Genomic DNA, 17938 nt, shown 5'->3' with positions numbered 1-17938 from the left:
CGGTTTCGCTTCTTTTTCATGCGGCCGATTGTCTCCGCATCCATATGCCCATCCTCAGCGCGCGCCAAGCCATGCGTGGTGCGTCGGACGCGCCGATGGTCGGCCGCTGCGAGAAGGTGTCGAAGCCCAGTGCCTCGATCTTGTCGAGGATGCGCAAACCTCCCTGGACCACGAAACGCAGTTCCCAGCCAGCCCGTCCGGGCAGCCGATGGACAAGCGGGGCGCCTTCCAGCATCAGCAGGCGGGCCCATGCGGCTTCGTCGGCCAGCAGAGCGAGTGCGCGTACCGGTGGCGGCGCGATGCCAATCGGGCGGAAAGTGCGCAGATCGTATGCAGTGAGGCTGTGCGCGGCGCAGTCGTCGACCGGTAGATAGAAGCGGCCGCGCGGAAGGTCGACGCTCGGGTCTTGCCAGAAGTTGATCAGCTGCAAAGCGCTGCAGATGGCGTCGCTCTGCGCCAGCGCCACAGCATCTTCGACGCCGTAGAGATGCAGCAGCAGCCGGCCAATGGGGTTGGCCGACCGCCTGCAATAGTCGAGCAATGCGGCGCGATCTGCGTAATGGCCGCCATCGCGTGTCATCCGGATGTCCTGCATGAACGCCGAAAGCAGATCCGCCAGCAGACTCTGCGGCAGCTCGAATTGCTGCATGGCCCAGGTGAGCGGTCCGAATACTTCCGGCCAGCGTGCCGACGGCGCTTCTCCGCAAGCTGCGGCAGCAAGGTCGGCGCGGAATTCGGCCAGATCGTCCAGGCGTTGTGCTGCAGTGGCGTCGCCTTCATCGGCGATGTCGTCCGCGGTACGTGCGAAACCGTAGATGGCTGCGATCGGCGCGCGCAGGCGAGGCGGGCAAAGCCAGGACGCCACGGGGAAATTCTCGTAGTGCGCGGGCGGTGTCGCTATGGAGGGCAGGTCGGACACGGCTTGAAATGGTTGTGGGGCCTGCGGGATTGTCGATGCCGACAGCGCGCCGCCTCGATTGACAGTGCCGTACGCATCCCCTAAATTACTAACCGTTCGGTCATTAATGGCCCGTCACTGTATACCGAGGTGGTCCATGACCGTGTTTTTTCCGCGCGTTTGCCTGCGCGTTCGCCCGCGCATTTCGGCGTCGCTCGTTGCTGCGGCCGCTGTATTGACGGTTGCCGGATGCTCGCGCCCGCCACCGGCAGAGGAGCCGCTGCGCGCCGTCAAGGTGATCGCCGTGGGCGTCGGCAGTTTCGACACGGCGCCGGAGTTTTCCGCCGAAGTTCGGGCGCGGGTGGAGTCGCAACTGGGCTTCCGCGTCGCCGGCAAGATTCTTCGTCGGCAGGCCGGGCTCGGTCAGCATGTCAAGGCCGGCGACGTTCTCGCACAGCTCGACCCGCAGGACTACCGCCTCGCCGCAGACGCCTCGCGCGCGCAGCAGGCATCGGCATTGACGAGCCGCGACCTGGCGGCAGCCGATCTCAAGCGCTACCGCGAGCTGCGCGAGCAGAACTTCATCAGCGGAGCCGAACTCGAGCGGCGCGAATCGACGTACAAGGCAGCGCAGGCGCAGTTCGATCAGGCGAAGGCGCAACTCGCGTCGCAAGGCAACCAGGCCAGCTACACGACGCTGATCGCCGATGCGCCGGGCATCGTGACGTCGATCGATGCCGAGCCTGGACAGGTGGTTTCCGCCGGTGCGCCGGTGGTGCGCATCGCACAGGATGGCGCACGAGACGTCGTCTTCGCCGTGCCGGAGGATCGCGCGGCGCTCATCCGCCCGGGCTCGGGTGTGTCTGTGCGTGGTTGGGCAAGCGGCACGGTCCTGAAGGGCAGCGTGCGCGAAGTCGCGGGCAGCGCCGATCCGGTGACGCGTACCTATACGGTCAAGGTCGCCATCGACGCGGCGACATCGCCTGCGCTCGGCGCCACCGTCTACGCCAGCCCCGAGGCGCTTTCGCGTGTCGGTGTGCCCGTGATCAAGCTGCCGACCAGTGCGCTGCGTCAGGAAGGCAGCGGCAGCGCGGTGTGGGTGCTCGACAAGGCGACCATGACCGTCCGGTCGCAGCCGGTGCAGGTCGCGACGGCCGACGGCAACCAGGCGGTGATCGCATCGGGCGTCGGCCAGGGCGATCTGGTGGTGGTCGCCGGCGTGCACGTGCTTTCGCCGGGACAGAAGGTTTCGATCTTCCAGGACAGGTCCGCACCGCGATGAGCAACCCGAACCACGAGCCCTCGGAGCCGGCCAAGGGTGGCTTCAACCTGTCGAAATGGGCGCTCGACCACGCGGCGCTGACCCGCTACCTGATGATCGCGCTGATGGTGCTCGGCTTTGCCGCGTACTTCCAGCTGGGGCAGGACGAAGACCCGCCGTTCACCTTCCGCGTGATGGCCGTGCGCACGCTGTGGCCCGGCGCGACCGCGCAGCAGGTGGCCGAGCAGGTGACCGACAAGCTGGAACGCACGCTGCAGGAAGTGCCGTACGCCTACCGTATCCGCAGCTATTCCAAGCCCGGCGAGTCGCAGATCATTTTCGAGATCAAGGATTCGTCCAAAGCGAGCGAAGTGGCCGGTGTCTGGTATGCGGTGCGAAAGAAGATCGGCGACATCCGCAACACGCTGCCCGGCGGCGTGCTCGGTCCGTTCTTCAACGACGAATTCGGCGATGTGTACGGCGTGATCTATGCGCTCGAAACCGACGGTTTCAGCCAGGCCGAGATCAAGACATTTGCCGACGAGGTCCGCCAGGGTCTGTTGCGCGTCAAGGACGCAGCCAAGGTCGAGCAGTTCGGGCTGCAGGACGAAAAGGTCTATATCGAGGTATCGCAGAAGCGGGTCGCGCAACTGGGGCTCGATTTCAATGCGGTGCTCCAGCAGATCGGCGCGCAGAACGCCGTCGAGAGCGCCGGCACGATCCAGTCGCCGCTGGACGTGGTGCAGGTGCGCGTCGCCGGCCAGTTCACCGACGTCGATCAGCTCCGCGCGATGCCGATCCGCGGGAGTTCGGGCAACCAGCTGCGTCTGGGGGACATCGCCCAGATCCGGCGCGGACTGGTCGATCCGCCCGTCACCAAGGTGCGGCACCAGGGCCGCGAAGTTGTGGCTCTCGGCGTGTCGATGGCCAAGGGAGGCGACATCATCGCGCTGGGCAAGGCGCTGAAAGTAGCGGTTGCCGATATCAATGAGCGCCTGCCGGCCGGTGCGAGCCTGAAGCAGGTGCAGGACCAGCCGGTGGCGGTCGCGACATCCGTCAACGAATTCATTCATGTGCTGATCGAGGCGGTCGCCATCGTTCTGGCTGTGAGCTTCGTCGCACTCGGCCTGCACAAGGGCGGGCGTTTCGGCTGGCACATCGACGTGCGGCCCGGGCTCGTCGTCGCGATCACGATCCCGCTGGTGCTGGCCGTCACGTTCCTGGCGATGAACTACTTCAACATCGGGTTGCACAAGGTGTCGCTCGGCTCGCTGATCATCGCGCTCGGTCTGCTGGTCGACGACGCCATCATTGCGGTCGAGATGATGGTGCGGAAGATGGAGGAGGGCTACGACAAGGTGCGCGCGGCGACCTTCGCCTACGACGTCACGGCCAAGCCGATGCTCACCGGCACGCTGATCACCGCTGCGGGTTTCCTGCCCATCGGCCTGGCCAAGTCAGTAACCGGCGAGTACACATTTGCAATCTTCGCCGTGACGGTGATCGCGCTGGTGCTGTCGTGGATCGTGTCGGTGTATTTCGTGCCGTACCTCGGGACGCTGCTGCTCAAGGTCAAGAAGCACGACCCCGACGCGCCGCCGCATGAACTGTTCGACTCGCGCTTCTACAACGGCTTTCGACGCACTGTGGACTGGTGCATCACTCACCGCTGGCTGACCATCGCGGCAACGGTTGCCATCTTCTCGCTGGGCATCTTTGGCATGGGGCGCGTGCAGCAGCAGTTCTTCCCGGATTCGAGCCGGCCGGAGATCATGGTCGAGTTGTGGCTGCCCGAAGGCACGTCTTTTGCTGCCAACGAAGAGGTTTCCAGGCGCATCGAGCAGCGGCTGATGACAGAGGACGCCGTGGCGACGGTCAGCACCTGGGTCGGCAACGGCGTTCCGCGTTTCTACCTGCCGCTCGACCAGATCTTTCCGCAGAGCAACGTGTCTCAGATGATCGTGCTGGCGAAGGACCTGAAGCAGCGCGAGGTGCTGCGCAAGCGTCTACCCGAGATCCTGGCGCAGGAGTTTCCGGAGGTGCGCGGCCGGGCCAAGCTGTTGCCGAACGGGCCGCCGGTGGCCTATCCGGTGCAATTTCGCGTGATCGGCACCGATCCTGCCGAGTTGCGCCGGCGTGCCGACGAAGTGAAGGCGGTGATGCGCGCCAATACCAGCCTGCGCGGTGTGAACGACAACTGGAACGAATCGGTGAAGGTGATCCGGCTGGAAGTCGATCAGGCCAAGGCGCGAACGCTCGGCGTCAGCAGCCAGGCTATCGCGCAGGCTGCGCGCACGATGTTCAGCGGAACGACGGTCGGTCAATACCGCGAGAACGACCGGCTGATCGACATCGTGCTGCGCCAGTCGCCGGACGAGCGCGAAGCGATCTCCGATATCGGCAACGCCTACCTGCCCACCGCTTCGGGCAGATCGATTCCGCTGACGCAGATCGCCCGCCCGGTATTCACCTGGGAGCCCGGCGTGATGTGGCGCCAGAACCGCGATTACGCCATCACCGTCCAGGCGGATCTTGCCGAAGGCCTGCAGGGCGCGACCGTCACTTCGCAGCTGCTGCCGAAACTGCGTGAAATCGAAGCCGGCTGGCGTGCCGAGGGCAGTGGCGGCTATCGGATCGAGGTGGCCGGCGCCGTGGAGGAAAGCAGCAAGGGCTCGACGTCGATCGTCGCCGGCGTGCCCATCATGCTGTTCCTCGTCTTCACACTGCTGATGCTTCAACTGCACAGCTTCAGCCGCGCGCTGCTGGTCTTCATCACCGGGCCGCTCGGCATCGCGGGTGTTGCAGCAGCGCTGCTGATTCTCGATCGTCCGTTCGGCTTCGTCGCGCTGCTGGGCGTCATTGCGCTGATGGGCATGATCCAGCGCAATTCGGTCATCCTGATCGACCAGATCGAAAGCGACCGTGCGGCCGGCGTGCCGGCCTGGGATGCGATCGTCGAATCGGCGGTGCGGCGACTGCGGCCGATCGTGCTGACCGCCGCGGCGGCGGTGCTGGCGATGATCCCGTTGTCGCGCAGCGTTTTCTGGGGGCCCATGGCCGTGGCGATCATGGGCGGACTGATCGTGGCGACGGTTCTGACGCTGCTCGCGCTCCCCGCGATGTATGCCGCAGCCTTTCGCGTGAGGCGCGAGCCGGAAGGCGTTCCGAATCGCGGCTAAAATGCGCGGTTGCCGATTTCAACGGGTGGGCTGCAGCGATCTGCACACCACCCGTCTTTGCATTGAATTTCACCTGACAGCGCGGGTGGCGAAATTGGTAGACGCACCAGGTTTAGGTCCTGACGTTCGCAAGAACGTGCCGGTTCGAGTCCGGCCCCGCGCACCAGCCCCATATCCTTTGAGGAAAACAGAATGACCGTGAACGTTGAAACCCTCGAAAAGCTCGAGCGCAAGATCACCCTGACCTTGCCGGTCGGCATCATCCAGTCGGAAGTGGATTCGCGTCTCAAGAAGCTGGCACGCACCGTGAAGATGGACGGCTTCCGTCCCGGCAAGGTGCCGATGAATGTCGTCAATCAGCGTTACGGCTATTCGGTTCACTTCGAAGTCATGAACGACAAGGTCGGCGAGGCCTTCTCCAAGGCAGCCAACGAAGCCAATCTTCGTGTCGCTGGCCAGCCTCGCATTACCGAAAAGGAAGAGTCGGCCGAGGGCGAAATGGCCTTCGACGCGATCTTCGAAGTTTTCCCCGAAGTCAAGATCAACGATCTGGCCGGCGCCGAGATCGAGCGCGTCACCGCCGACGTGAGCGACGAAGCGATCGACAAGACGCTCGACATCCTGCGCAAGCAGCGCCGCACCTTCGCGCAGCGCGCCCAAGATGCCGCTGCCGAAGACAACGACCGCGTGACGGTCGACTTCGAGGGCAAGATCGATGGCGAGACCTTCCAGGGCGGCAAGGCCGAAGACTTCCAGTTCATCATCGGCGAAGGCCAGATGCTGAAGGAATTCGAAGACGCGGTGCGCGGCCTGAAGTCCGGCGACAGCCGCACCTTCCCGCTGTCGTTCCCCGAGGATTATCACGGCAAGGACGTCGCCGGCAAGCAGGCCGATTTCATGGTCACCGTGAAAAAGATCGAGGCGTCGCACCTGCCTGAGATCAACGAGCAACTTGCAAAGTCGCTCGGCATCGAAGAAGCCACCGTCGAAGGCCTGCGTGCCGACATCAAGCGCAATCTCGAGCGCGAAGTGAAGTTCCGTCTGCTGGCGCGCAACAAGAATGCCGTCATGGACGCGCTCATCGCCAACGCCGAACTCGACCTGCCGAATGCCAGCGTGCAATCGGAAGTCGAACGCATGATCGAAGGCGCCCGCGCCGAGCTCAAGCAGCGCGGCATCAAGGACGCCGACAAGGCACCGATCCCGGAAGAAGTCTTTCGTCCGCAGGCCGAGCGCCGCGTGCGACTGGGCCTCGTGGTCGCCGAACTCGTTCGTGCGAACGAACTCCAGGCCAAGCCCGAGCAGATCAAGACGCACATCGACGAACTCGCCGGCAGCTACGAAAAGCCGGCCGACGTGGTTCGCTGGTACTTCAGCGACAACCGCCGCCTTGCCGAAGTCGAGGCCGTCGTGATCGAAAACAATGTGACCGAGTTCGTTCTCGGCAAGGCCAAGGTTGCCGAAAAATCGGTTTCCTTCGACGAACTGATGGCGCAGCCGCAACAGGGCTGATCGCTGGCGCTGCATGGGGCTTGTGCTTTCGGCTCAAGCCCCAAATTGATCCGGGTACGGAACAAAAACATCTGGGAAAGCACATATGAGCGCACAGGAAATTCAAGGCCTCGGCATGGTGCCGATGGTGATCGAGCAGTCCGGCCGCGGCGAGCGGTCCTACGACATCTATTCGCGTCTGCTGAAAGAGCGCGTGATTTTCCTGGTGGGCGAGGTCAACGACCAGACCGCCAACCTGGTGGTGGCGCAGTTGCTGTTTCTCGAGAGCGAGAACCCGGACAAGGACATTTCGTTCTACATCAACTCGCCGGGCGGCAGTGTGAGCGCCGGTATGGCGATCTACGACACGATGCAGTTCATCAAGCCTGCAGTGTCGACCCTGTGCATCGGCTTTGCGGCCAGCATGGGAGCCTTCCTCCTGGCGGCTGGCGAGAAGGGCAAGCGTTTTTCGCTGCCGAATTCGAAGGTCATGATTCACCAGGTCCTGGGCGGCGCCCGCGGTCAGGCGACCGATATCGAGATTCATGCGCGTGACATCCTTCGCACGAAGGACCAGATGAATCGAATCCTGGCGGAGCGGACCGGTCAGCCGCTCGAGAAAATCGCGCGCGATACCGAGCGCGATTACTTCCTGACGGCCGATGAGTCCAAGGATTACGGACTGATCGACCAGGTCATCTCGAAGCGCGGCTGATCGGTCTTTGCGCAGAGGTTTGAAGGCGCTGCGATACGGTAGCGTTACTCGATAACGGCGTTTTCCATGCGGAGAACGCCGTTTTTGTTCAGAAGTCCCATTTCAGGTCTTCGCTATCATTGTTGAATTCAGTTACGAAGGCACCAGTACATGGCCGAGAAAAAAGGCTCTTCCAGCGAGAAAACGCTTTATTGCTCCTTTTGCGGCAAGAGCCAGCATGAGGTCAAGAAGCTCATCGCAGGTCCGTCGGTATTCATCTGCGACGAGTGCATCGATCTCTGCAACGAGATCATCCGCGACGAGTTGCCGAGCGGCGATGAAGCCCGCGATCCGCGCAGCGATCTTCCGACGCCGCTCGAGATCAAGAACAACCTCGACAACTATGTGATCGGCCAGGAGCCTGCCAAGCGCATGCTATCCGTGGCGGTCTACAACCATTACAAGCGCCTGCGCCACAAGGAAAAGTCCAAGGGCGACGAAGTCGAACTCGGCAAGAGCAACATCCTGCTCATCGGCCCGACCGGCTCGGGCAAGACGTTGCTGGCTCAGACACTGGCGCGGATGCTCGACGTTCCCTTCGTGATGGCCGACGCCACGACGCTGACCGAAGCCGGCTACGTCGGCGAGGACGTCGAGAACATCATCCAGAAGCTGCTGCAGAGCTGCAACTACGAAGTTGAGCGTGCGCAGCGCGGCATCGTCTACATCGACGAGATCGACAAGATTTCCCGTAAGTCGGAAAACCCCTCGATCACGCGCGATGTGTCGGGCGAGGGTGTCCAGCAGGCCCTGCTCAAGCTGATCGAGGGCACGATGGCCAGCGTACCGCCGCAAGGCGGGCGCAAGCATCCGAACCAGGATTTCCTGCAGGTCGACACGACCAACATCCTGTTCATCTGCGGCGGTGCTTTCGCCGGACTCGAGAAGGTGATCGAGAACCGCACCGAAGCGTCAGGCATCGGATTCGGAGCGCTGGTGCGAAGCAAGGCGCAGCGCAGCCTGACCGACGTGTTCCGCGAAGTCGAGCCTGAAGACCTGATCAAGTTCGGCCTCATACCCGAACTCGTCGGTCGCATGCCCGTCGTGGCGTCGCTGGCCGAGTTGAGCGAAGACACGCTGGTCAAGATCCTGACCGAGCCGAAGAACGCAGTCGTGAAGCAGTTCGTCAAGCTGCTCCAGATGGAAGGCGTCGATCTCGAGATCCGGCCCGGCGCGCTGAAGGCGATTGCACGCAAGGCGCTGGCACGCAAGACCGGTGCTCGCGGACTGCGGTCGATCCTGGAGCAATCGCTGATCGACACGATGTTCGAATTGCCCAACGCAACCAATGTCGACAAGGTGGTCGTCGAGGAATCGACCATCGAGGAAAACAAGCCGCCGCTGCTGGTGTATCGTGAAGCGGCCAAGAAGGCCTAGGCTTTCTTGAACGCTGAACGCGTTCCCTCCGATGAACGCGCCCTCCGGGCTTGAAATCCGGGCGGCGCGTTCCATCTTCGTCTGATCACTTCGAGGATCCGCATGTCCGGCCACACCCCTTTGCCCCCTGACGCCATCGACCTGCCGCTGCTGCCGCTGCGAGACGTCGTGGTGTTCCCCCACATGGTGATCCCGCTTTTCGTGGGACGCCCCAAGAGCATCAAGGCGCTCGAGCTCGCGATGGAAGCCGAGCGACGCATCATGCTCGTCGCCCAGAAAGCCGCCGCCAAGGACGAGCCGTCCGTCGAGGACATGTTCGAGGTCGGCTGCGTTTCGACCATTCTGCAGATGCTCAAGCTGCCAGATGGCACCGTGAAAGTCCTGGTCGAAGGCCAGCAGCGTGCCCGCGTCAACAGCATTCACGACGGCGAGACGCATTTCACCGCCAACGTCATGCCGCTGCCCGCACCCGATGCGGCAAGCCAGAAAAGCACCGAGATCGAGGCCCTGCGCCGCGCGGTCATGCAGCAGTTCGACCAGTACGTCAAACTGAACAAGAAGATTCCTCCCGAGATCCTGACGTCGATATCGAGCATCGACGATCCCGGTCGTCTGGCGGACACCATTGCCGCGCATCTGCCGCTCAAGCTCGACAACAAGCAGGGCGTGCTGGATCTGGACGATGTCAAGGCGCGTCTGGAGAACCTCTTCGGCCAGCTCGAGCGCGAAGTCGACATTTTGAACGTCGACAAGAAGATTCGCGGTCGCGTCAAGCGACAGATGGAAAAGAACCAGCGTGATTTCTATTTGAACGAGCAGGTTAAGGCGATCCAGAAGGAACTGGGCGAGGGCGAGGACGGCGCCGACATTGAGGAGATCGAGAAGAAGATCAAGCTCGCCAAGATGCCCAAGGAAGCGCTCAAGAAGGCTGAGAGCGAACTCAAGAAGCTCAAGCTGATGTCGCCGATGTCGGCCGAAGCAACGGTGGTGCGCAACTACATCGATGTACTGATCGGCTTGCCGTGGAGCAAGAAGACCAAGATCAAGCACGACCTGGCGAATGCCGAAGCGGTGCTGAACGAAGATCACTACGGGCTGGACAAGGTCAAGGACCGCATCCTGGAGTATCTCGCGGTGCAGCAACGTGTCGACAAGGTCAAGGCGCCGATCCTGTGCCTGGTCGGGCCACCCGGTGTCGGCAAGACCTCGCTGGGTCAATCGATCGCCAAGGCTACGGGTCGCAAATACACGCGCATGGCGCTTGGCGGCATGCGCGATGAGGCGGAGATCCGCGGCCATCGCCGTACCTACATCGGCGCGTTGCCGGGCAAGGTGCTGCAGAGCCTGAACAAGATCGGCACGCGGAACCCGCTGTTTCTGCTCGACGAGATCGACAAGCTGGGCACCGATTTCCGTGGCGACCCGTCGAGTGCGCTGCTCGAAGTGCTCGACCCTGAGCAGAACCACACTTTCGGTGACCATTACGTCGAGGTCGACTTCGACCTGAGCGATGTGATGTTCGTCGCGACTTCGAACTCGATGAACATTCCTTCGGCGCTGCTCGACCGGATGGAAGTCATCCGGCTCTCGGGCTATACCGAGGACGAGAAGACGCACATCGCGCTGAAATACCTGCTGCCGAAGCAGATGACGAACAACGGCGTCAAGGAAGAAGAGCTCCTCATCACCGAAGAGGCCGTGCGCGACATCGTCCGCTACTACACGCGGGAAGCTGGCGTTCGTTCGCTGGAACGCGAGCTCTCCAAGATCTGCCGCAAGGTGGTCAAGGGGCTGCTGCTGAAGAAGATGACGCCGAAGGTGACGGTCGACGGCTCGAACCTCAACGATTTCCTGGGCGTGCGCAAGTACACCTTCGGGCTCGCCGAGAAGCAGAACCAGGTCGGTCAGGTCGTCGGCCTTGCATGGACGGAAGTCGGCGGCGATCTGCTGACGATCGAAGCAGTCGCGATGCCGGGCAAGGGTGTCATCAGCCGCACTGGATCACTAGGCGACGTGATGAAGGAATCGGTGGAAGCTGCACGCACTGTCGTGCGGAGCAGGGCACGCCGGCTTGGCATCCGCGACGATATCTTCGAAAAGCGCGACATCCACATTCACGTGCCGGACGGCGCGACGCCGAAGGACGGCCCGAGCGCCGGCGCGGCGATGACGACAGCCTTCGTTTCGGCGCTGACCGGTATTCCGGTGCGCGGCGATGTGGCGATGACGGGCGAGATCACGCTGCGCGGCGAAGTCACCGCCATCGGCGGCCTGAAGGAAAAGCTGCTGGCCGCATTGCGCGGTGGAATCAAGACGGTGCTGATTCCGGAAGAAAACGCCAAGGACCTGCAGGACATTCCTGAGAACGTGAAGAACGGGCTGGAAATCGTGCCGGTGAAGTGGATCGACAAGGTGCTGGAGATCGCACTCGAGAAGATGCCGACACCGCTGTCGGACGAAGAAGTTGCCGCATCGGCTGCCGCGGTGGCCGAGTTGTCGAGGCAACGTGCGGCGCAACCGCCAGAAGGCTCGATCAAGCATTGAGAGGTCCTGGTTGTCGACCCTCGACAATCCGGTATATAATCTGAGGCTTGAATCGCGGGATTAGCTCAGTTGGTAGAGCGATACCTTGCCAAGGTATAGGTCGAGAGTTCGAGTCTCTTATCCCGCTCCAGAACAGATCTTCTGGAGTTCTTCGGAATTTCGCAAGTCGTTAAAAAAGGACCCTCTGGGTCCTTTTTTCGTTTCCTCTCCCCTCGCATTCGTCGATCGTCACGCCCACAAGAACTCGGGTTGGCACGCTGCTTGCATCTGAACTTGTACACAAGACAGGATGCTTGATGATGGTGCATGAATCGACTTCGCTGCAAGAACAGAGCAACGAGCCAAAAGCGACTGCAATGGCAACGGCCTGGATCACCCTAATCGATCCGCCGCTAGGTCTCGCCGGGACAATCGCAGACCGGCCGCTCGAAGGTCTGCGCTTTGCAGTCAAGGACAACATCGACGTCGAGGGGCTTCCGACGACCGCTGCCTGTCCGAGCTTCGCAAGCGATGCCGAAGCGCATGCGCATGTCGTTCAGCGCCTGCTCGATGCGGGTGCGCTGCTCGTTGGCAAGACGAATATGGACCAGTTCGCCTGCGGACTCAACGGCACGCGTTCGCCGTACGGCGCGGTGCCGAACAGCTTCGATCCGCGCTACGTGTCCGGCGGTTCGAGCTCGGGTTCTGCGTGGACGGTCGCCGTCGGAGAGGTCGACTTCGCACTCGGCACCGACACCGCAGGATCGGGACGCGTGCCCGCCGGTCTGAACAACATCGTCGGGCTAAAGCCGACCAAGGGTCTGATCAGCACACGCGGCGTCCTGCCGGCTGCGCAAAGCGTGGATTGCGTCTCCATCTTTGCCCGGACGGTCGAACTCGCGGCGAAGGTACTTGCGGTTGCGATGGGTTACGACGCGCTCGATCCGTATTCCCGGCCGCTGAGTCCTGCGACTGCGCCGTTGCCCTCGCGCCTGCGCGTCGGCATTCCGTCGGCGCTGGAATTCTTTGGCGATGCCGCATCGGCCGATGCCTTCGCGGCTTCTTTCGCGCAACTCGACAAGCTCGGCGCCACGACGGTGCCGATCGATTACGCCCCGCTCGCCAAAGCAGCCGATCTGCTCTACGACAGCGCGATGGTGGCCGAACGCTACGCAGCGGTGCGTCCGTTCTTCGATGCACATGAACACGACGTCATCGAACCTGTCCGCGGTATCCTGGCACGCGGAAAAAGCTACAGCGCGGCCGATCTGGTCGATGCGCAGATTCACTTGCGCGCGTTGGCGCAGAAGATCGCGCCGATGTGGGACGACATCGACATCCTCGTCGTGCCGACGGCACCGGCGCACTACACGATCGAGGCGATGCGGGCCGATCCGGTGACGCTCAACCGCAACCTCGGCGCGTACACCAACTTCGTCAACCTGCTCGACTACGCAGCCATCTCGGTGCCGACCTGTCTGCGTAGCGACGGCCTGCCTTTCGGGCTGACGCTGATCGGGCCCTGCGGCAGCGACTTCCAGCTGGCGGCACTGGCGCAACGCGTTCATCACGCGACGGGCCTGACGCAGGGCGCGACCGGCCTGCCGTTACCGGCGCCAGCCACCTTGCCGACGATCGTTGCGGCGCCGACGGTCGAGAAGGTCAAGGTCGCCGTCGTCGGCGCCCATCTTTCGGGCATGCCGCTCAACAGCCAGTTGACTGAACGCGGTGCGGTGCTGCTGCGTGAAACGCAAACCGCCGCCCAGTACCGTCTGTTCGCGCTGCCCGGCACCGTGCCGCCCAAGCCCGGCATGGTGCGCGTGCCGGCCGCGGAAGGCTCGGCGCTCATCGTCGAAATCTGGGAGATGCCGTCCACGACCTATGGCTCCTTCGTCGCGATGATTCCCGCGCCGCTCGGCATCGGCACGCTCACGCTGGCCGACGGCAGCACCGTGCAGGGCTTCGTCTGCGAGTCGATCGCGCTCGACGGCGCGGAAGACATCACGCACCACGGCGGATGGCGCAGCTACATCGCTTCGCGGCGCGCGCCTGCCGCCTGAGCAGAACCAGCAGATTTCTTTCCTCAATCCATCCCACCCAGGAGTCGGTCCATGGTCTCTCAAGACAAGTCCTTCACGGCAGGCGCACCTTCGCGTCGCCACATGCTCCAGGCGGGTGCCGCAGGTCTGGTCGCGCTTGCCGCGCCGTCGCTGGTGTTGGCTCAGTCGACGCCCAAACTGCGCATCGGCTACTGGCCGGTTGCAGCAGGATTGCCGTTCTTCGCCGCGATCGAAAAGGGCTACTTCAAGGAAGCGGGTCTCGACGTCGAGCCGCTCAAATTCGCCGGCGCGCAGCAGGTGATGGAGGCGATGCTCTCGGGGCGCTCCGACGGCAGCTCCAACGGCACCGGTTCCGCGAACCTGGCCATCGGCGAGATTGCGCAGCCGGGACTGTTCAAGATCTTCTGCACCAACCCGAGCAATGCCAAGTTCGTGCTCGACGAGTTCATCACCGCCAAGGACGGTCCGATCAAGACGATGGCCGACCTCAAGGGCAAGCGCGTCGCGTCCGGGCCCGGCATCCAAAACGTGACGCTGTGCAAGACCATGCTCGAGCGAGCCGGCGCCACCGGCGCGACGGTCAGCGAACTGCCGATCGGCCAGCACGTCGCAGCTATCGTCGCCGGCCAGGTCGACGCCTGCTACACGCTGGAGCCGACCGGCACCGTCGGGCGAATGAACGGCACCACCCGCGTGATCGAAGCCGGCGTTGTCGCCAAGTACATCCTCGGCGACCCGATGGCGCCTTGGCACGGCGGCGCGGCCAGCCTGACGACCGAGTTCATCAAGAAGAATCCCGAAGTCGCGAAGAAATTCATCGCCGCCTACACGCGCGGCGTCGAACTGGTGCGCACGCAACCGGCCGACGCGCGCCAGTACATGAAGGGCTACACCGCCATCGAAGGCGCGCTGACCGCCGAAGTGCCGCTGGCCTCGTACATGCTCTACAACGAGTTCAAGCCGAGCGATATCGCCTACTTCCAGAAGTTCTACGACCTGTTCACGGAAAAGGGCATCTTCGACAAGAAGGTCGTCGTCGAGAGCCTGCTCTACAAGGCCTGACCGTGGCCGATACGCTCACCACCACCGCCGCAACCGCCGCTGCCTGGACGCCACCCGCTGCCGGCGCCGCGGCCGCCGTGCCGAAGCGCCCGCTCTGGGACCGGCTGCTGCCGTTCATCGGTCCGGTCGTGCTGTTCATCGCCTGGGACCTGGTGGTGCGGCTCGGCTTCATCAAGCCGATCCTGCTGCCGACGCCGGCCGACACCATCGCCGCGCTCATCACCGGGCTGGCCGGCGGGCCGCTGCTGACCGATTTCGCGGTGACGGTCTGGCGCACGCTGCAGGCTTTCGTGATCGCTGCCGTCGTCGGCGTGCCACTCGGCGTTCTGCTGGGCAGCAACGAGCGCGTCTACCGCAGCGTCGAGTTCCTGATCGACTTTTTCCGCTCGACGCCGTCTTCGGCGCTGATTCCGCTGTTCCTGCTGATCTTCGGCGTGTCGGACGTGAACAAGGTCGCCATCGCCGCCTTCGGCGCGTTCCTGATCGTGATCTTCAACAGCGCTTACGGCGTCATCAATGCGCGCAAGCAGCGGGTGATGGCTGCGAAGGTGATGGGCGCGTCGCGCTGGCAGGTGTTCAAGGATGTGCTGATCTGGGAGAGCCTGCAACCGTCGTTCGTCGGGCTGCGTTCGGCCGTCTCGATGGCGCTGGTGATCGTGATCGTCGCTGAGATGTTCATCGGCTCCGACGCCGGGCTTGGCAACCGCATCATCAACGCGCAGCAGGTGCTCAACGTGAAGAGCATGTACGCGGCCATCCTCGCGGCGGGTGCGCTGGGCTATGCGCTGAACATCCTGTTCCTCGTCGCCGAACGCAAGATCGTTCACTGGTCCGGAAGGTAATCGCCATGTCCGCAGTCATCAACGCACCCGTGTTCGCCGACGTGCCGAAGCCGGCTTTCAAGCCCGGCCCGGCCGGCACGCACATCACCATCCGCGGCCTCACCAAGTACTTCGCCGGCTGGCCGCTGTACGAGAACTTCGACCTCGATATTCCGAAGCACAAGATCGTCTCGGTGTTCGGGCCGAACGGCTGCGGCAAGTCGACGCTGATCAACATGATCGCGGGGCTGGTGCCGATCGATTCAGGTGAAATCCTTTTCGATGGCAAGTCGCTCAAGGACACCAAGATCGGCTACGTGTTCCAGAACTACCGCGAAGCGATGTTTCCGTGGATGCGCACGATTGACAACATCGCCTACCCGCTGAAGCTCGAAGGGCGGAGCAAGGCCGAAGTTGACCGGCGGATGGAAGAGCTTGTCGCGTCCTTCGATGTGAAGTTCGACCTCAAGCGCTATCCGTACGAACTCTCCGGCGGACAGCAGCAGACCGCGTCGATCATGCGGGCGCTGGCACCGAATCCGGAGGTGCTGTTCCTCGACGAACCGTTCTCCGCGCTCGACTTCGAGATGACGCTCTTCATCCGCGAGAAGCTGCAGGAAGTGTTCATGCAGACCGGCACGACGATGCTGCTGGTTTCGCACGATCTCGAAGAGGCCGTGTATCTGGCCGACCAAGTGCTGCTGCTGACCAAGCGGCCGACACGCGTGGCGGAAATCCTCGACTACGGCGATGCGCGCCCGCGCACCATCGACACCCTGAGCTCCGACAGCTTCGTCGCGATGAAGAAGCTGAGCCTCGAGATCTTTCAACGGGAAGTGCGCCGATGACACCCGCCCAGACTGAAGCCTGCGTCGATGCCGCCGCCTTGGCGCTCGACCTGCCGCTACACCCGGACCATCGCCCCGGTGTGCTCCGCTTCTTCGCGCTGGCCGCGGAATTCGCAGCAGTGATCGACGCGGTGCCGCTGGAGGCGCATGCGGAATCGGCGGTGGTTTTCAGGCCTGTCGTTCCGCATGGAGAGCCGGTATGAGCGCTGAAGAACTGTTGCTCCACGACGCAGCCGCGATGGCCGAGGCCGTGCGCAGCGGCGCCGTGAGCGCGACCGCGCTGGTACAAGCCAGCCTCGACCGCATTGCAGCGACCGACGATCGCGTGAATGCATTCACCGACGTGGTGCGCGAGCGCGCATTGCGTCGCGCGGGACAGGTCGACGCATCGCTCGCTTCCACGCATGCCGAACGCACCCGCGCGCTACCGCTGCTCGGCGTGCCGTTCGCGGTTAAGAACCTGTTCGACATCGCGGGCCTGCAGACGCTGGCCGGCTCGAAGATCGAGCGCGACAGCGTGCCCGCGCGCAGCGATGCGGCGCTGGTGCGTCGGCTCGAAGCTGCGGGTGCGGTGCTGGTCGGTGCGCTCAACATGGACGAATACGCCTACGGTTTCACGACCGAGAACAGCCATGTCGGCCCGGTGCACAACCCGCACGACCCGACGCGCATCGCAGGCGGATCGTCGGGTGGGTCGGGAGCGGCTGTGGCTGCAGGGCAGGTTCCGCTGACTCTAGGTTCGGACACCAACGGATCGATCCGCGTGCCGGCTTCGCTGTGCGGCGTCTTCGGACTGAAACCGACCTTCGGGCGACTGCCGCGCACCGGCAGCTATCCCTTCATCTCAAGCCTCGATCACCTCGGCCCGTTCGCGCGTTCGGTGCGCGATCTGGCGCTGGCGTACGACGCGATGCAGGGGCCGGAGACGGCCGGTGCGCACGATCCGGGCTGTGCGCAGCGCGCCGTCGCACCGACTTTTCCGACGCTCGGCCACGGACTGAAGGGCTTGCGCATCGGCATACTCGGCGGTTATTTCCGCGAGCGCGCGATGCCGGAGGCGCTTTCGGCGGTCAACCGCGTGGTCAATGCGCTTGGCGCCACCAACACGGTCGAACTGCCGATGGTCGAGGCCGGACGCGCCGCGGCTTTCCTCATCACCAACGCCGAAGGTGCCGCGTTGCATCTGGACGACCTGCGCAAGCGTCCGCAGGATTTCGAGCCGCTCTCGCGCGACCGCTTCCTGGCCGGCGCCCTGCTGCCTGCCGCGTGGATCGCGCGCGCGCAGCGTGTCCGCCGGCTTTACGCCGAGCAGGTGGCGCGGGTGTTCGAGAGCTACGACATCCTGCTGGCCGCTTCGACGCCGTGCGCAGCGACGCCCATCGGCGCGGAATGGTTCGAGATCAACGGCCAGCGCCTGCCGGTGCGCCCCAGCATGGGCGTGCTGACGCAACCGATTTCGTGCATCGGGTTGCCGGTCTGCGGCGTGCCGGTCTGGGGCGCGCACGAAAGCCTCCCGGTCGGCGTGCAGATCATCTCCGCGCCGTGGCGCGAGGACCTGGCGCTGCGTGTGGCGGCGGTGCTCGAAGCGGCCGGTGTCGCGCGGGCACCGGTGGCGTCGCTGAACTGAAACTTCTCGGCGCCGTGGGCATGAAATTTGCATACCG

Annotated in this window: 13 protein-coding genes and 2 tRNA genes; 14 read left to right on the top strand and 1 reads right to left on the bottom strand. The window is 63.6% G+C overall.

The genetic code is table 11. The annotated features are described in order from the left end of the window. Positions 1 to 16: 16 nt before the first annotated feature. The gene (hpnC, locus tag ACSFA3_RS03975; protein ID WP_435504090.1) at positions 17 to 919 is read right to left on the bottom strand and encodes a squalene synthase HpnC; all 903 of its coding nucleotides are present in this window, start codon (positions 917 to 919) and stop codon (positions 17 to 19) included. 136 nt (positions 920 to 1055) lie between these two features. Between hpnC and ACSFA3_RS03970 the strand changes: the two genes are divergently transcribed. The 14 genes from ACSFA3_RS03970 to ACSFA3_RS03905 all read left to right on the top strand — a co-directional run bounded on the left by ACSFA3_RS03970 (position 1056) and on the right by ACSFA3_RS03905 (position 17901). Further along, on the top strand, positions 1056 to 2180 hold the full coding sequence (locus tag ACSFA3_RS03970; RefSeq protein WP_435504089.1) for an efflux RND transporter periplasmic adaptor subunit: 1125 nt from the start codon (positions 1056 to 1058) through the stop codon (positions 2178 to 2180). Next, a complete protein-coding gene (locus ACSFA3_RS03965) occupies positions 2177 to 5338 on the top strand; it encodes an efflux RND transporter permease subunit (protein ID WP_435504088.1) in 3162 nt (1053 codons plus the stop codon). Before ACSFA3_RS03970 ends, ACSFA3_RS03965 begins: the two co-directional genes overlap by 4 nt. A gap of 79 nt (positions 5339 to 5417) precedes the next feature. Next, a tRNA-Leu gene (locus tag ACSFA3_RS03960) sits at positions 5418 to 5504 on the top strand. 26 nt (positions 5505 to 5530) lie between these two features. Next, a complete protein-coding gene (gene tig / locus ACSFA3_RS03955; protein WP_435504087.1) occupies positions 5531 to 6850 on the top strand; it encodes a trigger factor in 1320 nt (439 codons plus the stop codon). An 85-nt stretch (positions 6851 to 6935) separates the two neighbouring features. Then, on the top strand, positions 6936 to 7544 hold the full coding sequence (gene clpP, locus ACSFA3_RS03950) for an ATP-dependent Clp endopeptidase proteolytic subunit ClpP (protein ID WP_435504086.1): 609 nt from the start codon (positions 6936 to 6938) through the stop codon (positions 7542 to 7544). A 150-nt stretch (positions 7545 to 7694) separates the two neighbouring features. Further along, a complete protein-coding gene (gene clpX, locus ACSFA3_RS03945; RefSeq protein ID WP_435504085.1) occupies positions 7695 to 8960 on the top strand; it encodes an ATP-dependent Clp protease ATP-binding subunit ClpX in 1266 nt (421 codons plus the stop codon). Between the two features lie 102 nt (positions 8961 to 9062). Further along, positions 9063 to 11504 (top strand): endopeptidase La, encoded by a 2442-nt coding sequence (gene lon / locus ACSFA3_RS03940; RefSeq protein WP_435504084.1) that lies wholly within the window; start codon positions 9063 to 9065, stop codon positions 11502 to 11504. 54 nt (positions 11505 to 11558) lie between these two features. After that, positions 11559 to 11634: transfer RNA gene (locus ACSFA3_RS03935), tRNA-Gly, on the top strand. A 226-nt stretch (positions 11635 to 11860) separates the two neighbouring features. Further along, complete coding sequence (gene atzF, locus ACSFA3_RS03930) at positions 11861 to 13543, top strand: allophanate hydrolase (RefSeq protein ID WP_435504083.1); 1683 nt, start codon at positions 11861 to 11863, stop codon at positions 13541 to 13543. Positions 13544 to 13594: 51 nt separating this feature from the next. After that, a complete protein-coding gene (locus tag ACSFA3_RS03925) occupies positions 13595 to 14605 on the top strand; it encodes an ABC transporter substrate-binding protein (protein ID WP_435504082.1) in 1011 nt (336 codons plus the stop codon). A 2-nt stretch (positions 14606 to 14607) separates the two neighbouring features. Continuing rightward, positions 14608 to 15447 carry an ABC transporter permease gene (locus ACSFA3_RS03920; RefSeq protein WP_435504081.1) on the top strand — a complete coding sequence of 280 codons (840 nt, stop codon included), beginning with the start codon at positions 14608 to 14610 and terminating at the stop codon, positions 15445 to 15447. A 5-nt stretch (positions 15448 to 15452) separates the two neighbouring features. After that, positions 15453 to 16274: an ABC transporter ATP-binding protein gene (locus tag ACSFA3_RS03915; RefSeq protein WP_435504080.1), complete on the top strand. Its 822-nt coding sequence runs from the start codon at positions 15453 to 15455 to the stop codon at positions 16272 to 16274. Continuing rightward, positions 16271 to 16477 (top strand): AtzG-like protein, encoded by a 207-nt coding sequence (locus ACSFA3_RS03910; protein WP_435504079.1) that lies wholly within the window; start codon positions 16271 to 16273, stop codon positions 16475 to 16477. The genes ACSFA3_RS03915 and ACSFA3_RS03910 overlap by 4 nt, the downstream gene beginning before the upstream one ends. Further along, complete coding sequence (locus ACSFA3_RS03905) at positions 16474 to 17901, top strand: AtzE family amidohydrolase (RefSeq protein WP_435504078.1); 1428 nt, start codon at positions 16474 to 16476, stop codon at positions 17899 to 17901. Before ACSFA3_RS03910 ends, ACSFA3_RS03905 begins: the two co-directional genes overlap by 4 nt. The last annotated feature ends 37 nt before the right edge of the window (positions 17902 to 17938 follow it).

Origin of the sequence: Variovorax glucosi (genome assembly GCF_051216695.1) — a bacterium.
Taxonomy (GTDB): domain Bacteria; phylum Pseudomonadota; class Gammaproteobacteria; order Burkholderiales; family Burkholderiaceae_C; genus Variovorax.
Note: the sequence above shows the minus strand (reverse complement) of the source record. Positions and strands in the feature narration are given on the sequence as shown.